The organism is Acinetobacter silvestris, assembly GCF_002135235.1.
GTDB classification, from domain to species: domain Bacteria; phylum Pseudomonadota; class Gammaproteobacteria; order Pseudomonadales; family Moraxellaceae; genus Acinetobacter; species Acinetobacter silvestris.
The window spans coordinates 202,797-215,326 of record NZ_NEGB01000001.1; the positions used below are offsets into that span (position 1 = coordinate 202,797).

Consider the following 12,530-nt stretch of genomic DNA (forward strand, 5'->3'; position numbering starts at 1 on the left):
ATATTAAAAATATAAAACCACATTGAAATTCTATCATTGCTAGTGGTTCAATGGTTTAATGATTTGAATCGTCTTAAAAGGCACACATACACGCTATGAAACTTACACTAAACACCTCACTCTTAGCCGATACTGCTAGCCAAGCTTTATTCATTTTGGTCGATGCTGACAACTTAAAACAATCTCAATCAACATATAAAATCAATGATTTAGATGATCTCATCAGTGCAACCCTATTTAAAGCTAGCCTGAATGAAGTTTTACCGCTGATCGGAAAAATTGCTGGACATGCCAATAGTAGTTTAATTGGTTTAGATCAAGCTGCTGAATTTAAGCCCGCTAAATTAGCAAAAATCGCACAAACCATTATCAAAGCGTCACAAAAAAAATTCAAACAGATCAGTATTGATATCTCAGCGCTTCCAGTTGAATTGCATTATTTATTTGCTTTAAGCCTGACTCAGGCTGCCTATGCCTTTGATGAATATAAATCGAAAAAAAATACCTTTGCTTTAGCACAAATTGAGCTAATCGCAACGCAATCTACCCTCACTACAGAACAATTACGTTTGCTTGAAGCAGTAGCACATGGTCAAAATTTTGCACGTGACTTAGGCAATCGTCCGGGAAATATTTGTTTCCCTGAATATCTTGCAGAACAAGCTGTTGCGCTGGCAACTCAATATCCCGATTTGTTAAAAGTAACCGTGATCAATGAACAGCAAATGGCTGACTTAGGAATGAATTCCTTTTTAGCTGTCAGTAAAGGTTCAAATCGTCCAGGCCGTGTCATCACGCTTGAATATAAAGCCCATACAGACCAAGCACCGATTGTCCTTGTCGGTAAAGGCGTAACGTTTGATACTGGCGGTATTTCACTCAAACCTGGACTAGGTATGGATGAAATGAAATTTGATATGTGTGGTGCAGCATCGGTACTTGGAACCATGCGTGCCCTCTGTGAAGCACAATTACCTATTCATGTGGTTGCTGCAATTGCTGCTGCAGAAAATATGCCTTCAGGAAAAGCAACACGTCCGGGTGATATTGTTACCACCATGAGCGGTCAAACCGTAGAAATTTTAAATACGGATGCCGAAGGTCGCTTGGTACTGTGTGATACATTAACCTATATCAAACGTTTTAATCCTGCTCTTGTCATTGATATTGCGACGTTAACCGGCGCTTGCGTGGTTGCTTTGGGTTCTGTGGTTTCTGGTTTATTTACCCCTGATGATGAACTTGCTGCTGAATTAACACAAGCTGGGCAAACCGCTTTTGACCGTGTCTGGCGTATGCCCGTACTTGATGATTATCAAGAACAACTCGACTCACCAATTGCAGATATTGCCAATATCGGTGGCCCTAAAGCAGGTGCTGTAACCGCGGCGTGTTTCTTACAACGCTTTACTCGTGACTATCGCTGGGCACATTTAGATATTGCCGGTACTGCATGGAATTCTGGTGCAAATAAAGGCGCGACAGGTCGTCCTGTACCATTATTAATGCAATTCCTTGCGAATCGTGCGAAAAACAATGGCTAAAGTTAGCTTTTATCTTTTTGAAAAAAGTCCTGAACGACAAGTCGATAGCGCTTGTCGTTTATGCCGTAAAATTTTGCGTAAATCTGAAAAAATTTGGTTATATTGTCCAGATCTAGAATTGCAGCAACAGCTCGATGAGTACTTATGGTGCTTTGATCCGAGTAGTTTTTTGGCACATGGTATTGAGCAAATACATGCTCCAATCTGCATTTCGGCGGATTTGCCAACATCAAATGAATGGATTGTGTTTAATTTTAACAATCAGGCACTTGAACAATTGCCCCAATTTAGTCACATTATTGAAATCATTGAAAATGATGAAAATGCAAAACAAATTGGTCGTGAGAAGTTCAAAACCTATCGCCGATTGGGGATAACGCCCCAAACATTCAAACTATAATTTTCAGAACATTAATGTATTGTTAAAAATATACGTTTAAAAGGAGATGCGTGGTGGCATTAAATGTCGGTCAAGATTTTAAAAAGCGTTGGTTAGATGCGCCTGAAGCTGTGCGCCAATCTTTTTTTGATGACCTCCATCGCATCTGTGACCTTTTCACCTCTGAATCTGATCTTCAGCAATGGCTCGATAATGATCTGCGTGCCATGCAAGTTTCCCAATTACAGGTTGAACAGGCCTATGCCGATTTAAAAGCGCAATTGATTGAAGAGGCTCGAGTTCGTAAACAACTCGCACTTGAAAATTCGCTTGCAGAAAAGCGCGCACGACAAGCTGCGTACAACCTAGAATTACAGCAAGATGAAATTAAGCAGTTTGAAATACAACGCCTAGCTCTCATTGCTTTAGGGCAAAAAATCGATTTTGAAATTGCTGAATATTGTAGTCGTTATCATAAAAACCCTGACTTCCCTGCGATTGATTATGCACAGGGTCAATTCCGAATTAAAGATGCAGACATGATGTCTGAACTTGAGAGTGTACGTCTACGCTTAGAATTAGAAGCAGAAACTTTAATTGAGCAAACAGTGCAATTTTTTCGAGAGAAACTACAAAGTGCAGCTCAGGAAGAAATTGCTTATATTTTAAAGCATTCAACATTTTCAATAGAAAAATAAGGCTGGATTGTCTGCACAGTTCTTGAATCTGATGCGCTCGATTCTACTGAGCAGCCAATCATTTTACTCGCAAGGATTATTTTCAATGACGCAACCAAATCCTTAGAAAATTTGCTTTAAACAGACCTCATTCAAAATAATTCAAGCATTTAAAAAGCCCACTATTGGGCTTGTTTATTCGGCTCACTGATCAAGCATTTAAGCCCTTAAAATTGATTCAATAATGCTGAAAATAAATTTCCGGCACCATAGCCAATCCCTAGCAGTAAACTAATCCAAATCCATCCACCCAATATGTTATACACCATAAAGCTCATCAAATTCATATAACCTGAACCCGCAGCAAATGGCGCAAAAGAGCGTACAAAGGGAATAAACCGGGCAATTAAAATTGTTTTTCCACCATGCCGGTCGAAATAAGCATTAGTTTTGGTAACATATTCGGGCTTAAACCAGCGTGAATGTTCATTAAAATACTTTAAACCCAAGATCCGACCTGAGTAAAAGTTAACCAAATAACCTAACACTGAGGCAATGAAAAGCGATACACCCATATAGTGTAAATGTATGAGTTCCGTGGTTGAACATAATGCCCCAATTGCAATGAGCAAGCTATCACCAGGCAGAAAAAACATAAAAACAAAGCCTGTCTCTGCAAAAATAATCAGAAACAAAATGGCATAAATCCATAAACCATAATTCTCAAGTAAGACTGGTAGCAATTGTTCAAGATGTAATAAAAAATCAATCAATACCTTGCTCTCTCGTTCATTTTTTTCATTGAAATCGTGTGTTATTACAAACACATTACTATGAAAAAAGTTTTTAAAATAAGGTTATTTTAATTTTTTTATTTTACTTCAAAAAACCATTGGCCGCCAAAAATGCCATACTGAGTTTTGACTCTGCTTTAGGCTCAGCGGCTTTATCACCCAACAATAAACGCTCAATATAACGCGCAAGTATATCCACTTCCAAATTAACTTGAGCACCCACCTTCCATGTACCAATATTGGTTCGTTCAGCCGTATGTGGAATAAGGTTTAAACTAAGAATATTTCCACGTAAATAATTGATGGTTAAGCTAATGCCATCGACAGTTACTGAACCTTTTTCTGCTAAATATTTCGCAATTTCAACTGGTGCAGTTACTTCAAAATACAAAGAACGTGCGTCGGAACGTGCTACGGTGATTTCACCAACCGCATCGACATGACCACTGACAATATGCCCACCAAAACGTGTGGTTGGCAACATCGCTTTTTCGACATTAACCGCTTGTCCAACTTTCCAATTCGCTAAGGTTGAGCGATTTAAACTTTCTCGTGAAACATCGGCAGCATACCAGTTCTCGCCCCAATCAATCACAGTTAAACAAATACCATTGGTGGCAATAGAATCACCCAAGTGGACATCAGACATATCTAAATTGGTATGAATACGTAAACGTACATCTCCGCCTACACTTTGTAAGCTTTCAACTTTACCTAAACTTTCAATAATGCCTGTGAACATAAGCTAGATCTCGTATTGTTTTACCACAATGCCAATTGTGTGCTGGCACCCGACGTATCGACCCCACCCAATTCTGCAAAATGATAAAGCTGTCCTAATAATTGTCTTAAGGGTGGTCCTGATTTCGCATGTGTATCAGTAATCACAATAAACTCTAATACACGCGCACGCTCAGACTGGCGTTGCTTACTGACGCGATAACGTGGCACGTCTTGGGTCAATAACGTCACTTTGCCACGCTCTAGATTGGCCTTGAGCAAATCTTTGGCTGCAATATTACCATCAGTCGAGTAACTGGTCAGAATATAACGTGCATTAATCGTCGACAATAATTTTTCATAAGCTTCTTGCGCATATTTAGACGAATTATAAGAGCTTGGACGTTCTTTACGCCAAGCGCGATCTATTCCACCTTTAAAGCCTTTGGTATCCGGTGTCGGTAAATCAGTTTGATCCCACAGGGTCAATGAATTTAACACATGATAATTACTGCTATAAGCATGCTGATTATACGGTGGATCTAAATAAGCGACATCCACCTCAAAGCCACTCATTTGGTTGGCCAAATGTTGTGCATCTACACACCACATTTCTGCCATTGGATTTTTTTGTTTCGTGTCCCCCACTGGAGAAAAACGACTAGGTGATAACCATAATAATGATTCAATCCGCTCTAAAGCTGTCTGGGTTTTACCGCCCCAACCATGGTGGAAACTTTTAAATACACCGCTGGTGTTACTCACAAAACTCGCCGAATACAGTAAAGGTGCCAGCAAGGCACTCATTTCGACATCATCAATTGCGCCCTGTGCCTGCCACGTTGCAATTTGCTGACGGATGGCATCAATACGCATCCCATTCCGACGTTTGAAAAACAGACGATCACGACTTGGATCATAAATTTCATCATTACGCGGGCACAAATTATGCGTTACCCAACCTTTTACCTCAGGTAAACGATTCAGATAATCTATTGCTTTTTGGTAGCCACCCAACTCTTTAAATGCCGGTGCTTCTGTACAGGCCAAAATTGCATGATTTAAAGCATGGCTATACGGTTCCCAATCATTGGCAATGACACGATAACCATTTTGACGAGCTAAACGCGAAACCACCCCACTTCCTGCAAAAAAATCTGCAAAAATTGGAGCACGTTTACTGCCTGTATTTAAAGTCCCTGTAATCTCAAGTGCTTCTAAAATTAAATGCAATAATCGGCGCTTATTCCCTAAATAGGGGACAAGTTGGTTAAAAAGATACTCATCCGTCGTACGCGCAGCATGACGACGTTTGTGATAAACCGAAGACTCTGGATTCATACTGTCTCTTGCAAAGGGATTAAGCTTAAGCGAAGGTCATTTCCCATTTGGGTTACATCTGCAAGCTTAAAACGAAGTTGTTCTGCCATAGTGTTAAATTTAGCATTGAACATAGTTTGTGCTGATTGGCCTAAAAATGTCGGAGCGACATAACTGATCATTTCATCAACCAATTGTTCCTGCAAAAATGCGGTAGCCAGTGTTGCACCTGCTTCAATCAATACATCATAAATATGAAAATCTTTTAAGGTTCTTAACAGATCGCTTAAAGACTGAACCTCTAATTGTACCACGCCTAAGCCAGCAAGTTCTGGACGAAATGGCCCCATCACCATCACAGTTTCTGGAACTTCTAAAATTTTCGCATTTAAAGGTAACCGCCCTTGCCGATCTAAAACCACTCGCTTCGGTTGAACAATCGTCGTAATATCCACATCTGGTAACTGACGTACATTGAGCTGGCAATCATCGGCCAATACCGTATTAATTCCAGTAATCACCGCACCTGAAATTGCGCGCCAATGTTGTACATCTTCACGGGCTTCAGCACCTGTAATCCATTTTGACTCACCTGAAGCCATCGCGGTGCGACCGTCTAAACTCGATGCAACTTTTAGACGCACATAAGGCATGTCCGTTGCCATGGCTTTTAAAAAGCCTTTATTCAGTTGCTTGGCTTCTAATTCACATATTCCAACGGCTACGACAACACCTGCATCTTTTAAAATCTGAACACCTTTCCCTGCAACCAATGGATTTGGATCAGCACAAGCAATCACGACTTTTGCAATACCGGCTTCGACCAAAGCTTTGGCACATGGTGGTGTACGTCCATAATGGGCACAAGGCTCCAAAGTCACATAAGCTGTTGCACCTTGTGCTTTTTCACCAGCAGCCTGCAAAGCAAAGACCTCAGCATGTGCTTGTCCTGCTTTAGGATGAAAACCCTCACCGACCAATTGCCCATCTTTAACGATGACACATCCAACATTTGGATTCGGTCGCGTGGAATACTGCCCCAATTTGGCAAGTGCAATCGCTTTTTGCATCCACATGCGGTCTTGCTGAATAGCATCTTGATTTAAATCAGACATAGTATTCCTACTGAAGGATCATATTTTAGACAGTACAATTTCTTAGTGCTCATGGTCACGATGTTGCATTTGCTCAATTTGACGACGAAAAGCTTCAACATCCTGAAAGTCTTGATAAACAGAAGCAAAACGTACATAGGCTACATGATCTAGCGCAAATAAAGCCTGCATCACAATTTCACCAATGGTGCGCGAACGCACATCACGTTCACCTAAACGACGGATTTGTAATTGAATATCACTTAATACGGTTTCAATTTGTTCTTGTGTTACAGGTCGTTTTTGTAAAGCATGCCGAAGAGAGCGGCGTAACTTTTCCTCATCAAAGGGTTCGTTTTTACCATCTGACTTGGTCACGCGTGGCATCACCACCTCATAACTTTCAAAGGTCGTAAATCGTTCACTACAACTGATACACTCACGACGTCGACGAATTTGACAGCCTTCAGCTGCTAAACGCGAATCGATCACTTTACTATCTGCGGCGTTGCAAAATGGACAATGCATAGTGGTTTAATTACACACATCTTATGGATAGATCTAGTGTAGCAAAAAATCTTAATTTTGTTGAGCTTTACGCAAGATATGGAAAAAAAACAGCCCAAATGGGCTGTTTTACACAATATATAGTTATTGCTTTAAATGCTTATTCAATCCGTTCGCCATGCTGACTTAAATCGAGTCCCATACGTTCATCATCAGATTCAACCCGAAGACCAATCACTACATCAATCATTTTAAGTAAGATAAAAGTCACAACCGCCGAGTAGCCAATGGTCGCCAACACGCCTTCCACTTGTACCCATAATTGATGCAGCATATCTGCTGGCGCTTTATCGCCCATAATAAATGAACTTGCAAATACCGCAGTTAAAATTGCACCAACAATACCACCGACCGCATGTAGACCAAAGGCATCGAGTGAATCATCAACTTTTAAGAGACGCTTTAACGCAGTCGTGCCCCAGAAACAAACCACACCACCTACAGCACCCATTAGCAATGCTCCAGCAACGGTGACATAACCTGCTGCTGGTGTAATCACAACCAAACCAGCGATAGCACCCGATGCCGCACCCAAAACTGATGCTTTACCACGAACAATTTTTTCAACAATGAGCCATGTCACTGAGGCAACTGAGGCAGCAACTTGTGTGGTAACTAAAGCATAGGCTGCTGAGCCATTTGCACCTAATGCAGAGCCACCATTGAATCCAAACCAGCCCACCCATACGAGGCTTGCACCCAATACTGTTAAGGTTAAGTTATGTGGTGCCATAGATTCTTTGCCTAAGCCCATACGCTTACCGAGCATATACGCCGCAACAAGACCAGCAACACCTGAGTTAATATGAACGACTGTACCACCAGCAAAATCAAGTGCGCCATCATTCATTAACCAACCACCACCCCAGACCCAGTGTGCAATCGGAGCATATACAGCGACAACCCAAAGCGCAATAAAGGCAACAAAGGCGCTAAATTTCATTCGCTCAGCGACTGAACCACTAATGATCGCAACGGTAATAATGGCAAAGGTCATTTGAAAAATAACAAATAGGATTTCAGGAATTGTACCTGTTAAGGCTTCTGTGGTGATGCCTGAAAGCATGGCTTTATCTAAACCACCAATAAAGGCATTACCCGTACCAAATGCGAGGGAATAACCTATCACTACCCAGACAATACTGACAATTCCAGCCGCAACCAAACTATGTGCCATGGTGCTCAAAACATTTTTTTTACGAACCATACCACCGTAAAAGAGTGCTAAACCGGGAATGGTCATCAGTAAAACAAGCGCAGTAGAAACTAAAACCCATGCGGTGTCGCCAGTATTTAAGCTTGGCTGTTGTTTTACAGGTTCAGCAGGAACTGCTGTAACAGGTGGAGTTGTTATTGTCGTTATAGATTCGCTACCTGAATTGGTAACACTCGCTATAGTAGATGACACAGCTGTGCTTTCTTCAGCCCACGCAACTGAGCCACCTAATACAGATCCACCCAATAGTGCGCCAGACAAACTAAGCGCAAATAGCATTCTTTTCATTCGTATCCCCCAACCTATTTTTGAGTTATGCACCAATAAGCATAACTAGCAAACTTTATGCCAAGTTAAACAGCATCTGGACCTGTTTCACCTGTACGGATACGAATAACTTGCTCTAAATTAGTGACAAAGATTTTTCCATCACCAATTTTCCCAGTGCTTGCAACACGGGTAATAGATTCAATCACTGAATCGACCATGTCATCACTGATTGCGATTTCAATTTTCACTTTAGGTAAAAAATCAACCACATATTCAGCACCACGATAGAGTTCAGTGTGGCCTTTCTGACGACCAAAACCTTTAACTTCTGTTACGGTAATCCCTTGGACGCCAATTTCAGAGAGTGCTTCACGCACATCATCTAACTTAAATGGTTTTACAATTGCAGTTACGAGTTTCATGTTGTTTTCCTTCGGCGTTTTCCACCAGTAAGGTTTTATGTTCAAAATTCATGCCAAAACTTTCTTAACGGTTGGGGGAAGGTTAATCAGTTTCAGTATCAATTACATTTATACTCTATTTTATACGTTAAAATGTAGTTTTAGCTTTAAAAATCATCGTTTTTATCATGGATTTTTTATACTTTTTTATCGAATAAATCCATCTTAATCAGTTAATACTAGGGTCTATCTTTAAGCAATGCTACACTGCAAAAAAATAAAGTAAGACTCTTTGGAATGCTCATGATTGAAACTCTATTACACGCCATTTTGGAACATGTTGATCAACCTAAAAAAGATTTAGAACACAATATTCGCACTCTACTCAATGAAACAGTAGCAAAAATGGACTTGGTTTCTAAAGATGAAATTGAACGCCAAAAAATAGCCCTACACAATGCCAATGTGCGTTTAAACCAACTTCAAGATCAAGTTAAAGCTTTAGATGTATTGATCCAAAAATTTAACCCATAAATTTCGCACAACTTTAGTGCAAAAACAGAATAAAAACGATTAAAAATAAAGCAAAATAGGAAAAAACATGTCTTTTGCTAAAATTTATACTCGAGGGCTACTCGGGTTACATGCGCCATTGATAGAAGTTGAAGTGCATGTCAGTCAGGGATTACCGTCATTAACCATTGTTGGACTGGCCGAAGCTGCTGTACGAGAAAGTAAGGACCGTGTTCGCTCTGCCATTATTAATAGTGGTTTTCAATTTCCCACAAAGCGCTTAACCATTAACCTAGCACCTGCAGATTTACCCAAAGATGGTTCCCGTCTAGACCTTCCTATTGCTCTAGGCATATTGATTGCTTCTGGCCAACTCCCAGAGAATGCAACAGATGATTTTGAATTTATTGGTGAATTAGCGCTAGATGGGCATTTACGCCCTGTCACAGGAACGCTAACCATTGCAATGGCATGCCAATTTGCCAAACATCGACTGCTGCTGCCGCAGGAAAATGCGGCAGAAGCAGCTCAACTGCCAGAATTCAAAGTTTTCGCAGCTTCACACTTAAAACAAGTCTGTGACCATCTTGCAAATACGCACAAAATTGAAGCAACACTAAATCCTGAGACTCATACTCAAAACACCTATAAATTTGATCTAGTCGATGTCAAAGGACAATTACGACCACGGCGTGCTTTAGAAATTGCCGCAGCTGGCGGACATTCCATCCTATTTAAAGGACCACCGGGTACTGGTAAAACACTTTTAGCCTCAAGACTGCCCAGTATTTTGCCCCCTTTAAATGCACAAGAAAATTTAGAAGTTGCCAGCATTTACTCAATTGCGAATACACGACATCATTTTGGTCAACGCCCATTTAGAGCCCCGCATCATACTGCTTCAGCCATTGCTTTAGTTGGAGGAGGTTCTCATCCCAAACCAGGCGAAATTACCTTGGCTCATTTCGGAATTTTATTTCTCGACGAGTTACCTGAGTTTGATCGAAAAGTTTTAGAGGTTTTAAGACAACCCTTAGAATCTAAGGAAATTGTCATTTCACGGGCTTCACGACAAATTACGTTCCCCGCAAATTTTCAACTTGTTGCCGCGATGAATCCATGCCCATGCGGTTATGCTTTTAATCAAGATAATCGTTGTCAATGTTCCACTGAAGCCATTAAGCGCTATCAAAATCGTATTTCCGGCCCGTTGCTAGATCGCATTGATTTACATATTGATGTCCCCCCACTCAAAGCACAAGAATTACAAGATACCAAACCTGTAGAAAATCTGACACGGTACGTGAGCGCGTCATTCAAGCCTATCAGCTACAAATACAGCGCCAAGGTTATTTAAATCATGGTTTATCACCACAACAACTTGAAAAATATGCCTTCCTTGATCAAACATCTCAAAAAATGATTGAATTGGCACAACAAAGACTCAATCTTTCTGCACGTGCCTATCATCGGGTTTTACGCGTTGCTCGAACCATTGCAGACTTGGCTCAGAGCCATGAAATTCAAAGTATGCATTTAAGTGAAGCGTTATCTTATCGAAGCAATGAAACTTAATGCACATTAACCCAAATATAGGTCTTATATGTTAGAGGTCACACTACGTAGCGAACAACAGAATGATATTCAAGCTATTTTCGACCTTACGGCAAGAGCTTTTGCGGATGTAGAACATAGCAGCCATACTGAACAATTTATTGTAAATGCATTAAGAGCAGCAAATGCTTTAACGATTTCTTTAGTGGCAGAATATCAACATAAGATTGTGGGACATGTTGCCATTTCTCCCATCACTATTTCTTCAGGAGCACTGAATTGGTATGGGCTAGGGCCTATTTCAGTTGCACCGGAATATCAAAATCAAGGTGTTGGCTCTGCTTTAATGACCCAAGTATTGGATCAACTCAAACACATGGGTGCTGCGGGTTGTGTGGTATTAGGAGATCCGCAATATTATTCAAAATTTGGCTTTAAAGTCATTTCTGGGCTTATTTTAGCAGACGTTCCTCTGGAGTATTTTCAAGCCATTTCTTTTGAAGGCTCATTTCCTCAAGGGGAAGTTAAATATCATCCCGCTTTTGAAGCGACTCAATAACATTCTTAATTTTAAGTACTACAAGTGTAGAAAAGGTGACTCTAAGTCACCTTTTCATTCGCTCTAATATTTTAGAATGCTTTAGTTAATGTAAAGACCGCACCCGTTTCTAAACCACGTTGCGTGGCATCACTTAATCCATCGGTATCGATATTGGTCCCTATCGCGGCAAGTTCAGCGGTTAAACCTGGAATAGACTTCACGCCATAATTTACACCGACTTTCCAATCGACATAGTTATCTTTGGCATCTGGTAAGGCCTCTTTATCCATGGTCGTATATCCCACGCTCGCCACACCACCAAAACCAGTATCGGCAATCGGCGCAGAATAGGCCAAGGTAAAGTTCCAGCTGTTCCCACCTACTGCTGCCCAGTCATTGGTGTAATTCACATTGGTCAGTAAGCTACTTCCTTTAATTCCAATATCAGCAAAAGTTAGTTTTGCATAGGCTTCAGTCCAGTTAAAGTCATCTGCTGCACTAGGATAATTATATTCTACGACACCAATATCGAGGATAGGTTTAACGCTTGCTGATATGTTTAAAGGCGTTGTAAAGCCAATCGATGGATCTAACTCTAAATGCGGATCAGCAGTACCAAAATTCACATTAGAAGCAAAAGCACTAAAATAAATACCCGATTTATGCGCCAAGGTAAAACTGCCTTGAACAGCCGGGTCAGATAGTGTTTGTGTCATCCCTCGAAAACGGTAATCCGTTGTTAATGCCGCATTTCCCGAAAAACTTAAACCCATTTTTGAGAGTGTCGTATTTTCTTCAGCCATTGTCATTGTTGCGGAAGAAGATAAAACTGCGAGTGCAAATACTTTACGTGTAAATTTCATTGGATAAACTCCCCTAAGCGAACATTTTTTCTTTTGGTTCATTGAATAAATTCAATTTAGATACAGCAATTGCTGTG

General features: G+C 40.7%; 13 protein-coding genes and 1 pseudogene. 6 read left to right on the top strand and 8 right to left on the bottom strand.

All coding sequences use genetic code 11. The features are described from left to right. Positions 1–95: 95 nt before the first annotated feature. From B9T28_RS01005 to blhA, 3 genes are read left to right on the top strand one after another with little or no spacing between them, the layout of a single operon-like run. Positions 96–1,544 carry a leucyl aminopeptidase gene (locus tag B9T28_RS01005; protein ID WP_086202104.1) on the top strand — a complete coding sequence of 483 codons (1,449 nt, stop codon included), beginning with the start codon at positions 96–98 and terminating at the stop codon, positions 1,542–1,544. Next, positions 1,537–1,944: a DNA polymerase III subunit chi gene (locus B9T28_RS01010; RefSeq protein ID WP_086202105.1), complete on the top strand. Its 408-nt coding sequence runs from the start codon at positions 1,537–1,539 to the stop codon at positions 1,942–1,944. The genes B9T28_RS01005 and B9T28_RS01010 overlap by 8 nt, the downstream gene beginning before the upstream one ends. Before the next feature lie 53 nt (positions 1,945–1,997). Next, positions 1,998–2,621, top strand: coding sequence for a cell division protein BlhA (blhA, locus tag B9T28_RS01015; RefSeq protein WP_086202106.1), 624 nt, complete (start codon positions 1,998–2,000; stop codon positions 2,619–2,621). Between the two features lie 206 nt (positions 2,622–2,827). On the opposite strand, the gene B9T28_RS01020 is transcribed toward blhA, so the two are convergent. The 7 genes from B9T28_RS01020 to glnK all read right to left on the bottom strand — a co-directional run bounded on the left by B9T28_RS01020 (position 2,828) and on the right by glnK (position 9,003). After that, complete coding sequence (locus B9T28_RS01020; RefSeq protein WP_086202107.1) at positions 2,828–3,373, bottom strand: VTT domain-containing protein; 546 nt, start codon at positions 3,371–3,373, stop codon at positions 2,828–2,830. Positions 3,374–3,476: 103 nt separating this feature from the next. Continuing rightward, positions 3,477–4,136, bottom strand: a complete 660-nt coding sequence (locus tag B9T28_RS01025; protein ID WP_086202108.1) for a riboflavin synthase — start codon at positions 4,134–4,136, stop codon at positions 3,477–3,479. Between the two features lie 20 nt (positions 4,137–4,156). Next, a complete protein-coding gene (locus B9T28_RS01030; protein ID WP_086202109.1) occupies positions 4,157–5,455 on the bottom strand; it encodes a DNA adenine methylase in 1,299 nt (432 codons plus the stop codon). After that, entirely contained in the window at positions 5,452–6,549 is a 1,098-nt protein-coding gene (gene ribD, locus B9T28_RS01035) for a bifunctional diaminohydroxyphosphoribosylaminopyrimidine deaminase/5-amino-6-(5-phosphoribosylamino)uracil reductase RibD (protein WP_086202110.1), read from the bottom strand. The genes B9T28_RS01030 and ribD overlap by 4 nt, the downstream gene beginning before the upstream one ends. Before the next feature lie 42 nt (positions 6,550–6,591). After that, positions 6,592–7,056: a transcriptional regulator NrdR gene (nrdR, locus tag B9T28_RS01040; protein ID WP_086202111.1), complete on the bottom strand. Its 465-nt coding sequence runs from the start codon at positions 7,054–7,056 to the stop codon at positions 6,592–6,594. A 139-nt stretch (positions 7,057–7,195) separates the two neighbouring features. Then, a complete protein-coding gene (locus B9T28_RS01045) occupies positions 7,196–8,599 on the bottom strand; it encodes an ammonium transporter (RefSeq protein WP_086202112.1) in 1,404 nt (467 codons plus the stop codon). Between the two features lie 65 nt (positions 8,600–8,664). Beyond that, a complete protein-coding gene (gene glnK, locus B9T28_RS01050; RefSeq protein WP_004868205.1) occupies positions 8,665–9,003 on the bottom strand; it encodes a P-II family nitrogen regulator in 339 nt (112 codons plus the stop codon). 282 nt (positions 9,004–9,285) lie between these two features. On the opposite strand from glnK, the gene B9T28_RS01055 reads away from it, so the two are divergent. The 3 genes and pseudogenes from B9T28_RS01055 to B9T28_RS01065 all read left to right on the top strand — a co-directional run bounded on the left by B9T28_RS01055 (position 9,286) and on the right by B9T28_RS01065 (position 11,608). Further along, positions 9,286–9,516, top strand: a complete 231-nt coding sequence (locus B9T28_RS01055) for an accessory factor UbiK family protein (protein ID WP_086202113.1) — start codon at positions 9,286–9,288, stop codon at positions 9,514–9,516. Positions 9,517–9,583: 67 nt separating this feature from the next. Then, positions 9,584–11,070, top strand: a pseudogene (locus B9T28_RS01060) (YifB family Mg chelatase-like AAA ATPase). A 28-nt stretch (positions 11,071–11,098) separates the two neighbouring features. Then, positions 11,099–11,608 (top strand): GNAT family N-acetyltransferase, encoded by a 510-nt coding sequence (locus tag B9T28_RS01065; protein WP_086202114.1) that lies wholly within the window; start codon positions 11,099–11,101, stop codon positions 11,606–11,608. A 71-nt stretch (positions 11,609–11,679) separates the two neighbouring features. Here B9T28_RS01065 and B9T28_RS01070 read toward each other — a convergent pair whose 3' ends face one another. Beyond that, complete coding sequence (locus B9T28_RS01070; protein ID WP_086202115.1) at positions 11,680–12,453, bottom strand: TorF family putative porin; 774 nt, start codon at positions 12,451–12,453, stop codon at positions 11,680–11,682. Between the last annotated feature and the right edge of the window lie 77 nt (positions 12,454–12,530).

What these genes read in the sequence shown, in the direction of transcription:
- B9T28_RS01005 (WP_086202104.1), top strand. Translation starts at nt 96, where the DNA reads ATGAAACTTACACTAAACACCTCACTCTTAGCCGATACTGCTAGCCAA.
- B9T28_RS01010 (WP_086202105.1), top strand. Translation starts at nt 1,537, where the DNA reads ATGGCTAAAGTTAGCTTTTATCTTTTTGAAAAAAGTCCTGAACGACAA.
- B9T28_RS01025 (WP_086202108.1), bottom strand. Translation starts at nt 4,136, where the DNA reads ATGTTCACAGGCATTATTGAAAGTTTAGGTAAAGTTGAAAGCTTACAA.
- B9T28_RS01030 (WP_086202109.1), bottom strand. Translation starts at nt 5,455, where the DNA reads ATGAATCCAGAGTCTTCGGTTTATCACAAACGTCGTCATGCTGCGCGT.
- ribD (WP_086202110.1), bottom strand. Translation starts at nt 6,549, where the DNA reads ATGTCTGATTTAAATCAAGATGCTATTCAGCAAGACCGCATGTGGATG.
- nrdR (WP_086202111.1), bottom strand. Translation starts at nt 7,056, where the DNA reads ATGCATTGTCCATTTTGCAACGCCGCAGATAGTAAAGTGATCGATTCG.
- B9T28_RS01045 (WP_086202112.1), bottom strand. Translation starts at nt 8,599, where the DNA reads ATGAAAAGAATGCTATTTGCGCTTAGTTTGTCTGGCGCACTATTGGGT.
- glnK (WP_004868205.1), bottom strand. Translation starts at nt 9,003, where the DNA reads ATGAAACTCGTAACTGCAATTGTAAAACCATTTAAGTTAGATGATGTG.
- B9T28_RS01055 (WP_086202113.1), top strand. Translation starts at nt 9,286, where the DNA reads ATGATTGAAACTCTATTACACGCCATTTTGGAACATGTTGATCAACCT.
- B9T28_RS01065 (WP_086202114.1), top strand. Translation starts at nt 11,099, where the DNA reads ATGTTAGAGGTCACACTACGTAGCGAACAACAGAATGATATTCAAGCT.
- B9T28_RS01070 (WP_086202115.1), bottom strand. Translation starts at nt 12,453, where the DNA reads ATGAAATTTACACGTAAAGTATTTGCACTCGCAGTTTTATCTTCTTCC.